The organism is Janthinobacterium psychrotolerans (assembly GCF_001677885.1).
GTDB classification, from domain to species: Bacteria; Pseudomonadota; Gammaproteobacteria; order Burkholderiales; family Burkholderiaceae_D; genus Janthinobacterium; species Janthinobacterium psychrotolerans.
The window spans coordinates 1-18,829 of sequence record NZ_LOCQ01000040.1 but is presented as its reverse complement, the minus strand read 5'-3'; the positions used below and the strand labels follow the sequence as shown (position 1 = coordinate 18,829).

The following is an 18,829-nucleotide window of genomic DNA, read 5'->3' as shown; positions in this document are numbered from 1 at the left end:
CAGTCCGGATCACCCAGGAGCAACGCCGCCATGACTACCGCCCCTTCCATATCGCCAGCGTCGCCGCTCACGGCCGACGACCTGGCCAGCTGCGGCTATCAGCAGGCCTTCGCGCGGGATCCTGAGCCTTGGTACCTTGGGATGTTGACGGAACTGAACCTGGAGATCCGCACGGCGCAACGGGAGGGGCATTACACCCGGGAGCGCGCGCTGATCCTGCTCGCCAGGATCTGCTCGCTGCAGCTGGAATCGGACAACAAGAGGGCGCCATTTATGCCGGAGTGGAAAGCGCCTGACGGCCGACGTGGATTCATGCCTGAGGACCTGACAACCGACGAGATCGCATCATTATCAGAGTTCGTCGATGGCGCTGAGAACATCCTGTTAAAGGCGCGCGTGGCCGACCTCGTCTGGCTGCGCGATCGACGACGCGGGATTCGTTTCGCTCACTTGGCCATCGATACCTACTGCCAGCTTCCGCTCGACGACGATAGCTGGCTGCTGTCGGGCCGCGATGGATGGCGGCGTGCGCTGCAGCTGGCGCGGGGGATCCGCGATACTGGGCGGGGCACGCTGATCGAGGCCAGCTTATTGCAGGCATTTCGCAATGCCGTCGCCCTACCTGGCCACATGTCGTTGTCGTATCTCGGGCCAATGTGGGCGGAAGATGCCGGGCGCACCCACGCTGAGGAGATCGGTGAGCGATTGGCGGCGCAGGCCGAAGTTGGGCGCCGAGAGGGCAGCTATACCGATGCACTGGAATATGCCGAAGCGGCGGCACGGTGGTTTACGCGAGCGCCCGCCGGTGCCCCGCGCGAAGCTGCCATGCTGGTCCTGGTCGGCCAAATCATGGCGGCGATCGGCGGCGCCGCCGCCGCCGCGATCACTCGAAAATATTGGTATGCCAAAGCGATCGAGATGTATCGCGCGGTGCCGGGCGCGTACCGGGAAGAGCATCAGGTTAATACCATGATCGCCGCAGTGCGCGCGCAGCAGGATGCGGCCGGGCGTGAGGCCCTGAACGAAATGGAATCGTTCGAGCACGTATTCGACCTGTCGCCTTTTGCCGCAAAAGCCCGGGATCGCGTGCAGGGCCGGTCGCCATTCGGCGCGCTATGGGCACTGACCCGGATTCATGCGCTACCGAACCGTGCACAGTTGATTGCGGCATCTGAGCGGCCGCTGCCAACAGGGCGTATCAGTAGACTATTCGATTCGGTGGTACTGGCCAATGACGGCCGGGCCGTCGCCCGGCGGCCCGGCGTCGGTGTGGATGGTGAGGGTGGTGATGCCCAGGTGCTGGCCGAGGCCACTCAGGCATGCCATCTGCTGTGTACCACCACGGTAATAGGTATGATCCTGCCGGCACTGGAGACCATGTGGCGGGAAATGCATTTCGACCTCGGAACGTTTGAGGCGCTGGCCAACAGAGCACCTCTGGTTCCAATCGAGCGTGCTGCGTTGGTCGCCCAAGGGCTGCACGCCGGCTGGTGTGGTGATTTCGTGCAGGCGGTGCACATCCTTGTGCCGCAGTTTGAACATATCGTCCGCATGAAGCTGAAAGCAGCCGGCGCGCTGACCACGACCCATGACGCGGCTGGTCTCGATACCGAGATTGGCTTGTCTAATCTAATCGAGCGTCATGAAATGCGTGACGCATTCGATGTTGACCTGACCTTTACGATACGCGCGCTGATGTGCGATCCATCAGGACCGAATCTGCGCAATATGGTGGCTCACGGCCTGGCCGACGAGAGCCTGGTCAAGGGACCATACGGCATCTATCTCTGGTGGCTGGTGCTGCGCCTGGTGGTGGAGCAGTGCGCCGCGATGGAGCGCCCGGCCGGTACCGCTGATTCAACGGCCCCCGGCCACCCGGCGAACGCAGGCGGCTAAATGGCGCAAAACACCCAGGTCGTGATCCCGCCGATCGCCTACAACCGGACCGATTACACGGCACTGCGCGCTTTTGTTCAAAAAGTGCCCATTCAGCGCATCGCCGACCTGTACTACCAGGAAGACAGCTTTCAGGTGCAACAGGGACTCGAACGATTCCTGATCCACATGCGCGACGAGCTGGTCGAACGCGCGATCGGCCACAATCCGGCGTTCGCAGACATTCTTCAAAACGCACGGCGTGGCGGGACGATCTCGGTCAAGGCGCTCGCCATCCTGGTACAGGCGGCTGACCTGCCGGAACCGGTCCCCATGCCGGATGACGCGATAGGGCGATGGTTTCGGCCGCGGCTGACGGCCGCGCTGCGCGGTGAGGGTGTGCACACCCTCGGCGAATTGGTGGCGATGATGCAGGTGCGCGGGCCGACCTGGTGGCGAGCGGTCCCGCGCGTCGGGTTCGGCCGCGCCGAAGTGCTGGCGCGCTGGCTGCAACGCCATGCCGAAACGCTTGGCTCCATCGATACGGATACGCGCGCGCTTGTAATGCGCGACGATCTGCCAGTGCTTGATGCTGGCAATGGAACGCTGCCACCTCTTGGGACATTCACTCTTCCTGCACTTTACGACGGCAGCCGTGGGATCAATCGCGCCGAGCGGTTTTGCTTCATCAGCGCCACAAACGACCTGGAGGCAATCGAGTGCTACCTCGCGCGGTACGAGGGCCAGCCGCACACGCTGCGCGCGTACCGGCGCGAGTTGGAGCGTCTCGTGCTGTGGAGCGCGCTGATCGTCTGCAAGCCGATCTCGTCGTTGCTGGTCGATGAATGCCAGGCTTACGTGCGGTTCCTGGCCATGCCGACGGCGAGCTTCTGCGGCCCGCGCGCGCCGCGCACCAGCCGCCGTTGGCGCCCGTTCTCCGACCAGGCGATGTCGCCGGCCTCGCAAAAGCAGACGGTGCAAATCCTGCGCGCCGCGTTCGAGTATCTGGCGCGCGTGCGCTACCTGGGAGGCAATCCCTGGCTGGCGGTCAAGGATCCCGTGGTCGATATCGAGACCGATCCGATCCAGGTCGACAAGGCGTTGACGGCCGAGGCCTGGGAAGTATTGATCGCGGCGCTCGAACGACGCGCCCAGCAAGCCGACGGAGGACGGGACCGGATCGCCCTTGCGATGCTGCTGCTGATGGGCGATTCGGGTTTGCGTCGCGCGGAAGCTGTATCAGCCCGCCGCAACGCGCTCACACCCAGTCGTCATGTGCCAGGCATCTGGATGCTGAAGGTGCTGGGTAAAGGCAGGAAGAGGCGGGTGCTGCCCGTCAGTCCCCGCACTATTGACGCGGTGCGCGCGCACTGGGCTGATCTGGGGGCGGATTTTGACCAGGCCTGCGATGATCGCCCGCTGTTGTCTCCCTTGGTCATACCGGCCACGCCGGCGGCGCTGGCACGCCATGGTGTAGGAACGGCGGGCCACCGTGGCTACACGGCAGGAGCGCTGTACGATGTCGTCACAGGGGCCTTGCGGCGCGTGCACGACGATCTGCAGGCGGTTGGTGCCGAAGCGGAGCTGTCATCAGGAGATATGTTTGCGCTGATCGAGGCCACGCCGCATGCCTTCCGGCACACGTTCGGCATGTTGGCGGTGGAGGGCGGTGTGGAACTGTATGTGGTGCAAGAAATTCTCGGCCACGCCAGTGCAGATACAACGGCAGTGTATGTTCGGGCGCGGGAGAAGCGTCTGGCGGAGGCGGCTAGCCTGCTTTACAGAAATGATCCGGCAAGAAGAGAGTGAGGGCGGTGGTTGTACGGGCTGTTGGCGGCTTTTTAATGCTACTGACAGTCTTGGATTTACCAGTTCGCCGCGCACTTGGGCCTTTGGACAAAACCAAACGTTCGTCCTCACTAGCGTGGTGAATTAGCAGGGGATCGACATAGCATCTCCCTCAAAATCGACTGCGCCGACGCTGAGATAAACCGGCGGCTGCAAGGCTATCAGCGTTTCTGAGAAAATAATACTACAGACCAATATTTATCGTATGATAACTCCGAGAGTCCTTTGTAGGAATCGCTGATGTTTTGCATGACCAGGCAAAGCGCCTGATTCCCTATTTGCATTGTTGCACCCATTGGGTAGAAAAGAGACACTGTTGAACCTGTCCGAATTTATTGCCGAGCTCTTGAACGAACCGAGCCTTGCTGCCATGGCTGCTGGTGCCCTTGCCATGTCTGTCCCCGTCGCCACCAACAAAGAGTCGAAGGCGCTGTACAAACTCCTGCCGGAGCAGATTGCCGCAAATGACCGTCGCAATGCTGGGGCATCCGTGCTAGCGCTCCTGCGTCTCGATGGGAGTGTTTGGCTTGCACGCATGCGCAACGATGGCCTGTTCCGTGCATCGCGCTACGGATTTGACGGCGCCTGCCTGAAGAAAATCGTAGCGGCGGCGCTCGATCTGTCGGTGGCAGCGCCCCTACCCCATGAGCAGATCCAGTACCTCGAATCCGTGCAGGCGCTGCTGGAGCTCGCGAGACCCGCGAGGCAGATCCACCGGAGCATCGTCGACCGTTTGAAGACGCGCAAAGGCGCGGCCCTCAAGACCTTGCTGGCGAGCGTCAATTACTCGTTCTCCGTCGACTGGATCGGTAGCGACAAAGTCGACGAAAGCCATCTGCTGCGTTGGAGCGCTACCGATCTCGCATCAGCGTTCTCTCGGCTCTATATGATCCTGCGGGACGACGTCGGCATCGGCGCACGGATGTGGAACTTGACCGATGACCACGCCGCATCGCCGCATGAGGGAATCTATTCCAGCCTGCTGGTGGACGCCGTGAGAATCAACGAACTCATCGACGCGGAGGTTTTGCTCGATGGCCTGCCGTACAAAGCGATAGCAAATCACGCCGGGGTACTGGTATCTGCCATCGATCCTGAGTTCGAAAGATCTGTCCGGCTGGGTTATGTCCAGACCGATCTCCAGGGGCTGGTTCGCGTGGCTTCGTTCATGCAGGATTTAGATGAGGATCGGCCGATGCTGCCATCCTTCCAGGAGGGGTTGTCGGTGTTCCTCGATGCTGGCCTGCTGGAGTGTGTAATGCTCAAGGAAAAGCCGTTCGCGCGGTTCGTAATTGCGTTGCCAGAACTTCCGCCGTTGATTGATTTCTTGAATTTCGACGCTCCGTTCCGGGAGGAGTTCCCTCTTTTCCAAGGCGCCATGATCGACAACTTCCAGTCGCCCAATAGTGCTACCCTGCAGGTCAGCGAGCACCTTTCCATCATGGATCTGTTCAAGGCGCAGCGGCTGTTCAACCTCGTCGACACCTTGTTCCGTAAGAAGTTGGAAACAGTGGACAACGTGGTGACACGCAGGGTCCTGACGCTGCAGTCTACGGTAATGGTTATACAAAGCGCGGATTTGCGGAGGATGCTGCAGGTTATGATGTCGCCGGAAAAGGCGCAGGAGCTGATCTCGTTATTGTCTCTACCTACGAAGAACTCTACGGCGGGCGCCAACTTCTACGTCGATCTCCAATACAGGCCGTTCGTGCACTCGCTGAACCCTACGGGCGATTACATCGCCATTCCACCAGCGATCGTGAGCAAATCGAACCTAGTTCGCAGCGTCATGTACGCCAGCGGGGTCAAGAAGTCAATCGCGGCGGCCGACGATCCGATGCAACTGGCTGTTGCAGCGGCGTTGAGGGAGGCAGGCTTTCTTGTGCGCGAGAGCTTCGAGTTTAATATCGACGGCGATCGCGAGACCGATATCTTCTGCTATCGCGATGGTGTGCTCGTCGTCATCGAGTGTAAGAACGCCTATCACCCATGCTCACCGCATGAGTTGCGCAACAGCTACGATCTGGTCTTGACGGGAGAGACGCAACTTGATATCCGCGCTCAATGGCTGGCGAATCCTAACAACCAGATCCGCCTTTTTAAGGCATTAGGTTGGGAAGTCGCTACGCCTGCGCGCGTGCGCACGTGTGTCGTGACGGCCAACCGAGCATTGAGCGGCTACCACTGCGGCCCTCATCCGGTGCGACAGGCGCACGAACTGATCAACGTCTTGGTCCGTGGCTACGTCGGAAGAGGTGCTGGAAAATCACTCTGCCGGTTTTGGCGCAATGAGGCCTTTGATGTTGTCGATCTGCTCGACTATTTGGATGGGAAGTCCGTGCTCCAGACGCAGCACGCTGCTATGGTCCCCGCCATTCGGGGAGTCACCCTCAAGGATCGCAGACTGGAGTTCGCGCAGTTCGAGATGGATCTTTCGGACATGGACCGTCGGCTTGAGGAGTCCTTTAATACAGTTCACGACGCCAAGGTCTCAGATAGCGGCAACGAATTGCTGGAGCAAAAGGTCGACGCACTCTGAAGTTCCTTTGTCGGCCCGCTGGAATTCGTAGTTGGCCGTGCTTGAACCGCACCATGCGGCGGGGCCGACGATTGATAAAATCTCGTCCCGCCGCCTCCTGCCCCTAATCCAAGATCAAAATTCGGGGATTCCCAAGTCGGCCTCCTGGGCCTCGTCGTATTCAAAATCCTGTTCGCGCCAGCTCTCGTCTACGCCAGCTGAGCCGTCAGATTCGACGAAAATCAGCCCGGCTCGGCCCGCTTTGTCGAATTTGAGCTTGCCGCGGCAGTTGAGTGTGTCGCCAGCGAACATACGGTCGCTTTCGGTATCATGTCCTCCCGTCATGTCGCCGCTGGCTTCGATGCACCACTCGGACCGCGCTGCCCACAAGTCGTCGGTAGCGGGAGTTTCATATGGCAAGTTGGCATCGGAGTCGAAATAGGCGTTGGTTTCCGACATGGCGGCCGACACGTCGTCGGAGTTGTTGATCGTGTCGACTAACTCCTCGCGGGCATAATCATCATAGAAGTGGTCGAGGTCCGCGAAAACTCGGACAGGCGCCACGTCTTGCAAGGCGGCGATGCACGCTGCAATCAGCCCCGGAGCTGCCACGTCAAGAGCATGGGCCCGTCGCTCGCCCGCGGGAGGGTTCAATACCAGCATCTCGGCGTCGTCGAGATGATACTCCAGGCTCTCGTCGTTTTCCTCGACAGAGAAGGCTGCATAAGTCTGGTAACCCAGAATGGCTACTAATACTTCCTGGATGTGCGATCGCTTGATGGGTTGGCCGTCTTGGACCAGGGACTTTGATGCTGCGTGGGATGCCACGCTAATAAGCTTCGTCATAACATTCTCCAAGTGCGTTCGGGCGCGCGGGTCATTTTGTCGCTATCGAACAGTCGGAATGGTTTGACGGTTGGATGCTTGGTGGTGCAGTGTTGTTGAATGCCGTTTCAAGCTGACCAGAACTTAGGCGGACCGCCTTGAATTCATCATAACTTGAAATCAGGCGATGTGCAATCGCGACGTTGGTGATGGTCCGACTTGGCCAGAGTAAGCGAAGCGCTGTGCATCTCCTACGGGATATGACTGACGTAGCACCCTGATCAAAGTACTGTTTTGGAGTAGTAACGGCGGATCGAACTTCTGTAGGGCGAGATCGTACTACCGCCAAACTCACCGTACTTAGGAGACGTTCAACCCGCACACCGCATAGCGGTTGTGGTGTGGATCGCTGGGACGTCGCGCATGTTCGTCGTCGCGCACCAGCCGCAGCAATTCCATTGAGACCAGGAGGTTCTTTGCGGTATTGATGTCGTTGCGGCGCAAACCGGTGTAGCTCTGAATTTTCTCGTAGCCGATCGAGGCAAAGTTTGTATGGCGATCGCGGAAGTGCAGGATCAGCATGTACAGCTTGAGCGCGTGTAGGGAGGAGGGGCGGCGCAATTGGTCGACGAAATGTCCCAGGCGCCGCAATTGCGCTTGACCGTCCTGCAGGTGCGATTGAGGCAGTGCGCACCAGTGTCCGTTCTGATCGATACCGTTCAGTGTGAAGAGGTTGCGACGACCGTCGCGCACCTTGGTGATGGCCTTAACCATCACCAACAGCTCCAACCCATCCGAGATGAGCTTACGGGACAGCGGCACCATTGCATGGATATCGGGATATGTTGCCGCTATCGTCTCGTCCTTACGCAAACCATCCTTGCGTTGGGCTTTATTTGAGATGACCGCGAGGGCGAACAGGATCAGCAGGGCGGCCGTGGCGCCGCCTTTGTGCTGACTCCATTGGAGCATGGCCAACCCCCCATCGACATGGACTTGGTTTCCCAGTTCATCGATGTACGGGACCGTGCCTTCGCCGCCTATGGGGAAGTGTTTCGGATGCCGCACCCAAAACGAGGGCAACTTGGCGAACGCGCCCCGGCTCATTGTGTGCCGCCGCGCTTGATGGCCAGCACTGCCACGTACAACGCCAACCCCACGACACCCAGAACCACTAAGAGCGTAATAAACATTTGAGTAGCTGGATCGTTAATAGCAGCGAGCGTTTCAAACAACGTAACTAAGATTTTCATGATGTATCTTCCTAACTAGGTTATCGGAATCTGCATAATGAAGGAGTTTGTTAGCTGTTTCTAGAAAGCGTACCGCCAGAGTATTCAAAAATTTTCCGATTTAACCATTTAAAATCATAGAGTTAAATGATTTTTTAATAGTTCAAATGAGATATTAATTAGTTCACCAAAAGCCTATTCTAGCCCGATTCCGGTGCGTTCCACTGGCAAAACATAGTTCATTCGGGCCCGATTAGTTCACGAGAATGGGACCATCAGCGTCTTCTGTCGAGTTCGACCAGGTCACCTCGGCTGAACGCGCTGAGAATGGCTGGGCGGTTGATTTCGCGCGTGTTGTTCTTCAGCACTTCATCAATCGCGCAGTTCAGATACTCGAACATCGTTTTCTTGACGTCACTGCGCGCATTTAGCGCCTTGTTGAAGGACTCCACTGCACCTGCTTTGTAGTGCTGCATGCCCAGTACCGCCAGCTCCCCCGGGGGCACCTCATGCAGCGCAAGATCGACGTCCTCAATTATTCCTTCGACGATTCGATGGCTTGGTATGACGGTGTAAAGCCTGTTACGCTTCTCCCTCTCGCAGTAAGTGCCTATCACGTATTCCGTTAACAGGCTATCCCAACCACGCTTGTCGATTTTGTGCTGCTTTGCGGTGGCGAGCGCGCCGTGGATGGCGTGCAGCACCACGCGGGTCACAACTTCCGCCGTCAATAGCCCTTCCATGTCCTTGTCCAGGAACATGTCTTCAGGCCATTGGCTGCCGCCGGCGCGTAGCTTGTTGCGCTCGCAGTCCATCAGGATCTGGTAGGTCCCACGGACGGCTGGTCCGGAGCCCTCATAGCCATAGCGCATCAGACTCAAGTGGTTGTTAATCCCGTTGAGCACGTGCTGGGCGGTAAGAGTGCTGCCCGCGAAAGCGATGAAGCAGTTGCTCGCCAGACGTGGTGTGAAGTAGCCCTGGAAATCGTAGCCGTTGAAGCTTGGCTGGTAGACCGTGATCGGTACCCGGTAGATCTTTTTGAAGCCGCTTAGCAGTGTCTGGTGACCGTCGGTAATAGTGCTATCTGCGGTCACGAACAGGCCGCGCACGCTGCCGGCGAAGCCTGGCCTAGAGGTGTCAGGTGTGATGTCGTGCCCAGCGATTACAAGAGTCATGGATTGTTTCGAAAATTGCAGGTGAGTAATTGTTGTATGGACATGGGCTGCACAACGATTGAGGCAGCCTGGCTCGAGTTATTGTATAAATTCCTATTTGCCACTTTGGTGATGATCCCTAGTGGAAAAAAGATTACGCTTTCATTAGTTTTGGTGCCGGTTCCGCTACCATAAGTTTGGCAGGGTAAAGATTCAGGTAAGCGCGCGCCAGCTCAGGATCGCGACAGTCGAGCCAATCGTCGTAGTCGGCTTCTGGCACGATGACGAGGGAGCGCTTTTCCTGGTTCGGGCGGTGAAAATGATCCATCACGGGATGGCCGTCGGCATTGATGGTCAACTGAGTGAAGGAATGCGTGAGCGTGCCACTATTCTTGTCCTCCTTAGCGCGCCACAGGCCAGCCACGGCAAATGGGGCTTGGTCGCGCATGCCGATCGCCCAACGTACATGGACGCCCGTTTCCCAATTCGGTTCGAAAAAGCGAACCATCGGTACCAGACAAAGCTGTCCTTCGCGCCACGCCTTTGAGTATGAGCGTTTCGAGCCAATATCCTCCGACCTGGCATTCATGGTCGAGTATTTTTTGATGTGAGCGGGAATATCTTTCTGCGGAACCATGCCGTATGTACCGACGAGCGTCTCGCGTCCCCCATCAGCGTGGCGCCGGATGATTGGAGCAGGGTAGTCCTGCCAAGTTTCCGCTGGCCATTCAGCGTCGGCCGGGGCCACTGTGTTGAAGAAGTCAAGTCCTTGGCGGGTAACCGGAATGTAATTGACGCACATGCAGTGCTTTCGAAGATCATGACACTTCAGATTTTACAACTAATTTTGGGTATTATCACCTCAGCAATAATGCTATCCTTCGTCAGCTAGCCGAGCCCGGCCCAAAGCCAACTTTGATAAAACTTGATGCTGCACTCGCCGAACGATATGGCAAAAATTAATAAATACAAGTATTCGGAAACACATGGCTTCGTCTAAGAACAGCTCGAAGCTGAAATCGTCACGCGGCAAAGGCGTGAAATCCGCACCCGCGCCCGCGACGCTGCGTTCAACGAGCGGCGCCGGGTTCGATTTAGAGGACCTTATAAGCGCCTGGCAACTGGTGAAGGCATTGTCAGGTGAGCGAGCACCAGGTATCGACGCCGTGGCCACGCAAATCCAAGCCCAAGTGTCCACATTGGGGTGGCACATCGACGATCTGCTGCTGACGAGCCAATCTGCTGCAGCGCCGCGTCGACTTGCGATCTCGGTAAAGGGTAACTTGCAAGTGACCGCAGCAGGAGTCCCCGCTGACTTTGTGAAACGCGCTTGGGACCAATGGCGTGATCTGCAGGGACCGTTTAATCGCGCGACCGACGAGCTGGCTCTAGTCACGGTCGGAACTCATCACGAGTTCGACCCGACGTGGCGCGAGGTGAAGAACGCGTGCAGCAACACTGATCCCTTGCTTGCGATGAGCCGCATCCGCAGCAACAAGAAGCAATTGGGCGTCTTCGACAGCGTCAAGAAGCCTGGGGACGCATCCGACGAGGAGACCATCGAGCTTATTCGCCGCCTGCACGTGCTACCGACCAATTTTCAGCTTGCGTATTCCGAGAACGAGAACCAGGCCATCGCGCAATGCCGGCGTTTGCTTATATCCGGCAGTGACGACGAAGCCCGGTCCCTTTGGGAGGGACTCATCAACGTGGCAAAAGAGGGGCGCCTTCGCAGTGGGACCATCACAGTCTCAGGCTTGTTGGCTTTGTTTCGAAGCCAGTTTGGCCTGCGACATCACCCTGACTTTGAGCACGATTGGGAGGCGCTTTCCGACATCACCGCGGATTACAAGGCTCGGATTGAGACAGAGCTGCCTTCAGGCTATGCCGTGCCCCGTACGGCAGAAAAAGCTGCGCTCCACGCTGCGCTCGCCGACAACCTTGTCACGGTGGTCTTTGGCGAGTCGGGCTCGGGAAAGACGGCTTTGGTCAAAGCGGTCTTGGACGGTGAGTATGCATCTTGGAACCAGGTATGGTTTGGTCCGGACGAGCTGAGGACGGCGCTGAGTGCGGCTCGACGCAGCACCATTCCTCTGAAACATGAACTTTCGCTTGTGCTGCACGCTACGGTCAAGCCGCAGAACATACTGGTCATCGATTCTGCGGAACGTATAGAGGCCAATGAGTTTGTCGTCATTCGCAGGCTGCTTCAATCCATCCTGCCGAATGACGTTGAAGGGTCCAGCTGGGCTTGGAAGGTCGTGATCGTTACGCAGACCCAGAGCTGGGTCGAATACGAAGAGACCATCCTCAGCGGGAGGAAAGCGCATCTTGTTGAAGTCGAAGCCCTTAAGAGTGATGCTGTGAAGCTGGTGCTGCGGTCTTGGCCTACCTTGGGGTGGTTGACTGGGCATGATGACACCATCGCAGCACTGACCAACCTAAAGACATTGGCCTGGGTGCTCCAAGCAGGTGCGGCGCTAGGAAAAAACGCCAGTGGATTGGCATCTCATACCGCCATCGCCGACCGTCTTTGGAAACATTGGACGAAAGAGCGTCCCGACATGCAGGTCTTGATGATGCACCTCGCCAAGCGAGAAGCGTCATTTGAACGCAGCTTCGCGCTGACAGACCTGGCGCCGGCGGAAGCTGCGACGTTCACGCAGCGGCCCCAGGAACTTCCGCTGCGGCTGAACGAACGGACTAGCCGAATAGAGTTTGAGCACGATCTCGCAGCGGATTGGGCGCGCTTCCAGTACTTGAAGCAGATTTGGATTGACACGCCACAGTGGGCAGCCCTGGTCGGTAATCCGCTTTGGACGAATGCGCTCCGGATGCTGGGTCAGTTTCTGCTGCGAGAGCCAGCTGAAACTGGCACAGCCTGGGATCTCGCCTTCGAGGCAACGGAAGCTGAGAACAACCAGTTGGCGGGCAATATCCTCCTTGACGCGCTTTGTTTGGATCCTGACGCTGAACGCTTCCTGACCGAGCGCGTTGATCTCCTACTGGGCAATGGAGCGAAGAACTTTACGCGGCTGCTTATGCGCTTCCACCACGTCGCAACGGTGCCGAGCGGTGGCGCTATAGATCATAGCGCGCTCGGTCTGTATATGGAGGCGCAGTACCGCTCAATTGTTTTTGGCCGGTGGCCATCTGTTCTACGCTTCCTCATCGCGCAGCGGAAGCGACTAGCTGAGTTGGTTTCCTCTGCCCTCGCGAAGGTTATCCATACCTGGCTGACGAAGACGCCACAGACGCTGAGCAGCGGTGCCCGGATGCCTTACCGCCTGGAGATGGCGCAGATGGCGCTCGACATGGCTCGGAACGTGCAGGTTGAGAAAGGCCACGGCGTGATTTATGCTCCGTTTGAGCCGTTGCTGTACACGGCACCACTGGCAGGCGCGACCGACCTGCCGACCGAGGTCGGGAACTGGGCGCTCGAACTTGCTGGGCGCCGAGAGATCGACCCTGACGTTAAACGGCGCATTACCGAGGTTCAGCTACAGAAGGCGACGGTACACGCCGAGCGTCTGAAGACCGATGCCAAGTACAAGTTGCGGCACGAGGAACGGAAGCAGATGCTGCACTCCGTTGGGTCGTTCCGCACTCGACTGCCGCCTTGGCCGCTAGGGGCAAGGCACAAGATCGATATGGATTTCCGGACTGCCTGCATCAAGGAGTATGGCATCCAGTCTCTGATGCTGGCACAGCCTGAGTTGGCTGCCGAAGTCATGCTCGCGCTCTTCATTGACGACCAGCCGGAAAGAGAGTCCGGTGCCAATCGGTACGAAATAGACCTCGGCCTAGAATATCTCCAGGACGCATACCCGACGGCCTTCTGGAAGAGCCGTTTCTTTCCCTTCTTCCAACTGGCACCGAACGCGGCGCTTACTGCGCTTATTGCGTTGGTTAACTTCTGTACGGAGCGCTGGGCTGCCGAGGTCATGAACGGGCGAGCCGGTGAGGCTCCCGGTGTGACACTGCAATTTGCGGACGGGTCGGAGAAGTCCTTCCCAGGCTGGTGGCAGGTATTCGGCTGGCCGCAGTCCAATGCCACAGGACGCAAAGGAAGCTTGTTCTGCGCTCTCGATGCGTTGGAACGATGGCTGACGCTGCAGCTCGACGCCGGTGAAGACATCGGCCCAGATATCGATAGGATACTTCGTGAGGGGAACTCCGCTGCGCTTGTCAGCGTGCTTGTCAACGTCGCCAAATATCGGCCGTCGTTGCTAGTAGGATCCCTCTCGGCCTTGATTACGTTCCCGAACCTGTTCTATTGGGATAGCAAGCGAGTTGATCAGGTTCGCTACAACATTATTGGATGGGACTCGCCCCAAGGTGGTCAGGCAATGTACGACCTCGCCCATGATTGGATCTTGGCCCCTCATCGCAAGAAAAAATTGCTCGATGCCGTTGTTGAGCTCTTACAGGCCGATGCCGTCATTGCGGAACGTCTTCAAACGCTGCTCCCAACCTGGACGCTGCCTGAAGACCCAAAGGAGGCGCTGGAGTTCAAGCTGTTCTTTGCCACGCTTGATCAGGCGAACTATCATAACGTTACCGACCCGACGACTGGCGCGCAAGTCAGGCGCTTCGTCTGTCCTAACGACCTGTGCATAGAGGTGCAGTCATGGCAGGCCGAAAAGGAGCCCACCCTCGCATACATTCTTGTGCCGGACCGATGTGCGCAGCGGCTTCAAGGAGGGCAACCGCTCACTGACGAAGAGGCTGCTTACCTCTTCATTCTGCTTCAGGAGTGTGATGCCGGCGTACAGAATGAAGATGAGGAAGTGATATCGAATTGCCGTGCAGCTACAGCTAGCACGCTGGTCGCCTTGGGGGGGGCTTGGCTCATCCAGAATCCTGAAGCGCAGCGGCACGCGTTTGAAGTCGTGCGCGCGAGTTTGGCGGCGGTCGCGTCGACGGGAGAGGAAATTCGTGGACGGCGAGTGGGAAGCCTCCGCGACGAGTTGAAGTTCGTCTCGTACGCGGTCATGCACTTATGGCTCGCCGCTGGAGATGGTGTTCAGGAGTGGGAGGCCGCCGTCTTGCGGCTTATGACAAGTGGCGACAAGCGGGCCATCACTGTTGTAATTGGAGTGGCTTATACCAATCGGGAGCAGCTTGGCACCGCGTGGTGGCGGCTGCTCCGCGCCGGGTTATTCTGGACGGGCCTGGTCTTGCTCGTTCCGCACCACGGTGATGGCGACGGCCCGGAGCGTGTCTGGGCTGCGTGGCTTGCGCGGCTGCGGCGCTTTCCGCTGCGTGGACCGCAGGCGACGCCGGATGACATCGACTTCAAGCGTGTGGCTGCGGGTCGTGAACGCTTGGACTTCCGGCGCCGGATGCGGCTCTATGATGCCGACGAACAGATTTGGGGCGGAAAGCCGGAGCGTGAACGGGGTGGTTTGCTAGATGGTCACTTGCTCGATGTCCTGTTTAACTGGCTCGTCGAAGGCAGTGGCACTGGCGATCACGACCTCGACACTCGCTTGGTGCTACGCATATGGGATTACGATGTGACCCGGGCCAAGGCCCGCCAAAAGACGGACGGGGAGTACGAGTTGCCAAGCCAGGACATCGGCTATGACATTCTATTGAAGCTCGCAGCCCTGTCCATCACAGCGCCCGCAGGGGATGGGCGCGCGATTTGGGAGCCTGTTCTCACCCACGGTCCGGCCGCACATTATGCGCTGCAGCACTTCATTCGCGGCATGTTCTTACGTCTCGGAGAAGTTGATGACTTGGAGGCATTCGAGCGCGTTTGGCGGGCGACCGTAGAATACGGACTCGTAGCCGACTGGTCTCAACCTGGACTCTGGTTCTACGGTGAGCGCCTAATTTGCGACCTGCTTGGTTTCGGGAACGAGCATGCACTGGCTAGACTTAGACCGGGCGGGGCTCTGCGCATGAGCGATCTCTACAAAAACTGGGCTGCGACGCACCTAGTCCGCGATGAAGAATGCATCACACGTTTCTGCCACTTCCTGACCACAGAATTTGGTTCCCCACTGCGGCTTGACGGACTTCTCTGGTTCGCCGCCGTGCTGAAGGAATGCGACCTTCCCAATCGCTGGTACCGTGAAGGCACGGGGCAGGCATTGGTGGAGCTGGTGGCGACGGCAGTGAGTACCGATGCGCATGCACTGTCGCAGAATGTTCATGCACGACAGGCACTTCTCGATATAGCTGCTCCACTTGCAGCTCTGAATATCCCAGCAGCCTTGGCTCTCCAAGAGCGCATTAAGCAGCTGCGATAGCGGTCGAGGACAGGTTTCTTTAGGTATGAAGAGCCGATCTAGTAACGCCAAGGCGCGAGTGCTATGCTGCGAAAAGGCCTAGGCAACTTCGTTCTTGCGCGCATACAGGGCTTCTGTCCGCGTAGACGAGTCACCAGTCGCGCGACGGGATGAAGATGCTGATCCATATTGCAAAAATTTTGTGGCCATTCGAACTCCGATACCACTGTCATGAATGATGAGTTGAAAGGTATCCAAATGAGTGTGAAGAGCGATCAAATCCAAAGCCTGAACTACTGCGCGCATGCGGTTGAGGATTTGAGAGAGACTGCTACCATGCTGCAGCATGCGATGCCCCACTCCGCGAGTGTGCTGTATCGCCTGATTTCAATGCTGCAAACCAGCGTGAAATTTATTCTCCCTAACTGCTGCAATTTGGTTGAACCGGATGAAGTGCGTCAGGCTCACCTCGATTTGATACGATTGCCCTTCCCATGCGTCGCGTTCGAGGTGCCTTGGGACAAGGAGCGGGAGGGACCGGAGTACATCGGTGATTTCAGGCAATCTCCAATGACGAAGCGTATTGCCCTGTGCTGGGATGCGCGGCAGTTCGAACCCCTGCCGGGACTTAATAGTCTGCTCGACGCATTTGAAGAAGGTGGCGTTTTCGTTCTACCTATTTATTGGGGGCCGGAGCACAAGAAGTGGACGGTCGCGCTAGGTGGCGCGTTTGTTCCTTACGGCTGCGAACTTAGTAGCCTGGACCTTGGTGATGCTATGCCTGCCTCCAGGATAGCCAACGCAGCGAAAATTGCGGTTGGCCAGTCGCACGAGAAATCGAAGCAATTCCGTTCCGAACCGTTTCCGATTTTGCCTGAGTTTTATGAAAGAGCTATAGCCACCTACGGTAGCCGCGCAAAGGCGGATGCACAAATTATATTAGACGCTAGCGATGAGGTGATGGTGCTTATCCAGGCTTGCAGCGTGGTCAACTGTGCCAATGTCTCGACCTCTGATATCGAACCGACAGCTTCAATCAACAAGAAGCGTCGAGCTAGTGGCAAGCAGCCGTTCTTTTCGTACAAGGTGCTTGAATTGACAGAGGAACGCAGTGTTCATGGCCGAGGAAACGCCGGCGGCCAACATGCGAGCCCGCGAATGCATTTGCGGCGTGGTCACCTGCGCCAACTCGAACGCAAGGTTGTTTGGGTGCGACCAGCCCTGATCAATGCCGAGTCGACGCGCGGGATTGTGCTTAAGGACTATGGTGTCACCCCGCTGTCAACAGCGATTTAAAACTGATACAGTTTTGGCCCTCGCAGCGATTTAAAACTGATACACCTCCGTCACCAGCACGCGCTGGATTTTCACTCTTTTCATAACTCGCTCAGCCATCCTTCGCAACGCTAATACCTTTGACGGTGCCGGCTTGCCGCTGGTGCTTGAGCCGGTAGCTTTCGCCGGCAATCGGCACGATGTGCGCGTGGTGAAGCAAGCGATCCAGCAGCGCTGCCGTCAACGTCGCGTCCTGGGCAAACGTGGCATCCCATTGGCCGAACGGCAGGTTGCTTGTCACGATCAGGCTGCCTTTTTCGTACAGTGCCGCGATCACCTGGAAGAACAAGTTGGCCTGCTCACGGTTCATCGGCAGGTAGCCAATTTCATCAATGATCAGCAGCCGGTACGCCTTGATGGCTCGGTGCATCACCGTCTTCAAACTGTTTTGGGCATGCGCCGTTGTGAGCGTTAGCAGCAAGTCCGACGCCGTCATGAAGCGCGTCTTGATGCCAGCCTGGGTAGCCTTGTAACCTAACGCCATGGCCAAGTGGGTTTTTCCCACGCCGCTCGGTCCGACCAGCACCACGTTCTCGTTACGCTCGATGAAGCCCAGTCCGGCTAACTCCTCAATCTGGCTGCGCTTGACGCCCTTGGCGAAGTCATAGTTGAACTGCTCCAGTGTTTTGATTGCCGGGAAGCCGGCCAGGCGCGTCATCATGGTCTGCTTACGTACTGTCCGTCCTGCCATTTCTTCACGCAGCAGGGCCTCCAGGAAGTCGCTGTACGCCATCTCGTCCTTGGCCGCCTGCTGGGCCGCTGCACCGTAGCTTTGCCCCACGAACGACAGCTTGAGCGCCTCGCACAATTGCGTGATGCGTTCGTGTTGCAGGTTCATGCTGCCACTCCCTGCGTAACGTTCATCAGCAGCTGTTCATAGACCGCCAACGGGTGCTGGGCTGGTGCCACTTCGGCGATGCGCTCGATCACGATCGCCGGGCGCGGCACCAGCGGTTCCGGTGTCGCCGCCTGCGGTCGTGCAGCAGCGATGTCGCCCCGCCATGGTGCTGTCAGTGCCTGCAGGTGTAGCACTTCCTTTGTCATCCTCTCGGCCGGTTTCTCCTGCGTCGTGCCGTGCACCCGCTCGTTGGCGACCTCGCTCAGCCAACGTGTTACCTCAGCGTTCGCAGTCACGACATCGAGCTGCAAACCACTCTGGCCAAGCCGGCTTGCCAGCGGCACGTAAAACGACCTGCGCAGGTAGCCGTTGAAGCGCTCGACCTTGCCCTTGGTCTGAGCCCGATACGGCTGGCACAGCTTAATCCGTGCGTATTCCGGCGAACGTGACCAGCCATTCCGGCGAACGTGACCGCTGCGCAGCGGATGGCGTTACGCGGTCAAATTCTAATCCCTGCGGTCACGATGGGTCGATATTTTTCTCCTTTTTGGCTGTTTTAGGTCGCTGAGCACGCAGCGAGTCGCCGGTCAGCGTGAAGCGGTGGTTGCGCTGCATGACGCGGTCCAGGATGGCGTCGGCGATGGTGGCATCGCCGATCCATGCATGCCAGTGTTCGACCGGCAGTTGGCTGGTGATGATGGTGGCCTTGTTGCCGGCGCGGTCGTCGATGATCTCCAGCAGATCCGAGCGCGTCATGCTGTCGATGGTCCCCATGCCCCAGTCGTCGAGCACCAGGACGTCGGTCTTGGCCAGTTGCAGCAGCCATTTGCCGAAGGCACCGCTGCCGTGCCGGATGCGCAGTTCTTCCTGCAAGCGCGGTACACGCTGGTAGATCGCCGAGTATCCACGCCGGCAGGCGTACTGCGCCAGCGCGCAGGCCAGCCATGATTTGCCGGCGCCGGTGG

At 58.2% G+C, this 18,829-nt stretch carries 12 protein-coding genes and 1 pseudogene; 5 read left to right on the top strand and 8 right to left on the bottom strand.

The window, feature by feature from the left end; genetic code table 11:
- Positions 1-30 precede the first annotated feature (30 nt).
- From ASR47_RS03280 to ASR47_RS03270, 3 genes are all read left to right on the top strand, one after another.
- Complete coding sequence (locus ASR47_RS03280) at positions 31-1,896, top strand: DUF4209 domain-containing protein (protein WP_065306338.1); 1,866 nt, start codon at positions 31-33, stop codon at positions 1,894-1,896.
- The gene (locus ASR47_RS03275) at positions 1,897-3,684 is read left to right on the top strand and encodes a site-specific integrase (RefSeq protein WP_065306337.1); all 1,788 of its coding nucleotides are present in this window, start codon (positions 1,897-1,899) and stop codon (positions 3,682-3,684) included.
- Between the two features lie 355 nt (positions 3,685-4,039).
- On the top strand, positions 4,040-6,262 hold the full coding sequence (locus ASR47_RS03270) for an endonuclease (protein WP_150127669.1): 2,223 nt from the start codon (positions 4,040-4,042) through the stop codon (positions 6,260-6,262).
- Positions 6,263-6,376: 114 nt separating this feature from the next.
- Here ASR47_RS03270 and ASR47_RS03265 read toward each other — a convergent pair whose 3' ends face one another.
- From ASR47_RS03265 to ASR47_RS03250, 5 genes are all read right to left on the bottom strand, one after another.
- Positions 6,377-7,087 (bottom strand): hypothetical protein, encoded by a 711-nt coding sequence (locus ASR47_RS03265; protein ID WP_065306335.1) that lies wholly within the window; start codon positions 7,085-7,087, stop codon positions 6,377-6,379.
- Between the two features lie 339 nt (positions 7,088-7,426).
- On the bottom strand, positions 7,427-8,173 hold the full coding sequence (locus ASR47_RS03260) for a hypothetical protein (protein ID WP_065306334.1): 747 nt from the start codon (positions 8,171-8,173) through the stop codon (positions 7,427-7,429).
- On the bottom strand, positions 8,170-8,319 hold the full coding sequence (locus ASR47_RS27345; protein WP_171898883.1) for a hypothetical protein: 150 nt from the start codon (positions 8,317-8,319) through the stop codon (positions 8,170-8,172). Before ASR47_RS27345 ends, ASR47_RS03260 begins: the two co-directional genes overlap by 4 nt.
- 254 nt (positions 8,320-8,573) lie before the next feature.
- A complete protein-coding gene (locus tag ASR47_RS03255; RefSeq protein ID WP_065306333.1) occupies positions 8,574-9,473 on the bottom strand; it encodes a hypothetical protein in 900 nt (299 codons plus the stop codon).
- Between the two features lie 133 nt (positions 9,474-9,606).
- On the bottom strand, positions 9,607-10,254 hold the full coding sequence (locus ASR47_RS03250) for an SOS response-associated peptidase (RefSeq protein WP_065306332.1): 648 nt from the start codon (positions 10,252-10,254) through the stop codon (positions 9,607-9,609).
- Between the two features lie 184 nt (positions 10,255-10,438).
- On the opposite strand from ASR47_RS03250, the gene ASR47_RS27665 reads away from it, so the two are divergent.
- Both ASR47_RS27665 and ASR47_RS03240 read left to right on the top strand, forming a co-directional pair.
- A complete protein-coding gene (locus tag ASR47_RS27665) occupies positions 10,439-15,712 on the top strand; it encodes a hypothetical protein (RefSeq protein WP_065306331.1) in 5,274 nt (1,757 codons plus the stop codon).
- A gap of 210 nt (positions 15,713-15,922) precedes the next feature.
- Entirely contained in the window at positions 15,923-16,987 is a 1,065-nt protein-coding gene (locus tag ASR47_RS03240) for a hypothetical protein (protein ID WP_217270525.1), read from the top strand.
- A gap of 91 nt (positions 16,988-17,078) precedes the next feature.
- Here ASR47_RS03240 and istB read toward each other — a convergent pair whose 3' ends face one another.
- From istB to ASR47_RS03225, 3 genes and pseudogenes are all read right to left on the bottom strand, one after another.
- Positions 17,079-17,864 (bottom strand): IS21-like element helper ATPase IstB, encoded by a 786-nt coding sequence (istB, locus tag ASR47_RS03235; RefSeq protein ID WP_065306330.1) that lies wholly within the window; start codon positions 17,862-17,864, stop codon positions 17,079-17,081.
- Positions 17,861-18,286 (bottom strand): annotated as a pseudogene (locus ASR47_RS03230) (IS21 family transposase); the annotation flags it as partial. The gene istB and the pseudogene ASR47_RS03230, both read right to left, overlap by 4 nt.
- Positions 18,287-18,383: 97 nt before the next feature.
- On the bottom strand, positions 18,384-18,829 hold a 446-nt coding region (locus ASR47_RS03225), incomplete at its 5' end, for an ATP-binding protein (protein ID WP_171898855.1).

Excerpts from the sequence above, each read along its gene's own strand:
- ASR47_RS03275 (WP_065306337.1), top strand. The coding sequence starts at position 1,897 with ATGGCGCAAAACACCCAGGTCGTGATCCCGCCGATCGCCTACAACCGG.
- ASR47_RS03250 (WP_065306332.1), bottom strand. The coding sequence starts at position 10,254 with ATGTGCGTCAATTACATTCCGGTTACCCGCCAAGGACTTGACTTCTTC.
- ASR47_RS27345 (WP_171898883.1), bottom strand. The coding sequence starts at position 8,319 with ATGAAAATCTTAGTTACGTTGTTTGAAACGCTCGCTGCTATTAACGAT.
- ASR47_RS03265 (WP_065306335.1), bottom strand. The coding sequence starts at position 7,087 with ATGACGAAGCTTATTAGCGTGGCATCCCACGCAGCATCAAAGTCCCTG.
- ASR47_RS03240 (WP_217270525.1), top strand. The coding sequence starts at position 15,923 with ATGAATGATGAGTTGAAAGGTATCCAAATGAGTGTGAAGAGCGATCAA.
- ASR47_RS03255 (WP_065306333.1), bottom strand. The coding sequence starts at position 9,473 with ATGACTCTTGTAATCGCTGGGCACGACATCACACCTGACACCTCTAGG.
- istB (WP_065306330.1), bottom strand. The coding sequence starts at position 17,864 with ATGAACCTGCAACACGAACGCATCACGCAATTGTGCGAGGCGCTCAAG.
- ASR47_RS03260 (WP_065306334.1), bottom strand. The coding sequence starts at position 8,173 with ATGAGCCGGGGCGCGTTCGCCAAGTTGCCCTCGTTTTGGGTGCGGCAT.
- ASR47_RS27665 (WP_065306331.1), top strand. The coding sequence starts at position 10,439 with ATGGCTTCGTCTAAGAACAGCTCGAAGCTGAAATCGTCACGCGGCAAA.
- ASR47_RS03280 (WP_065306338.1), top strand. The coding sequence starts at position 31 with ATGACTACCGCCCCTTCCATATCGCCAGCGTCGCCGCTCACGGCCGAC.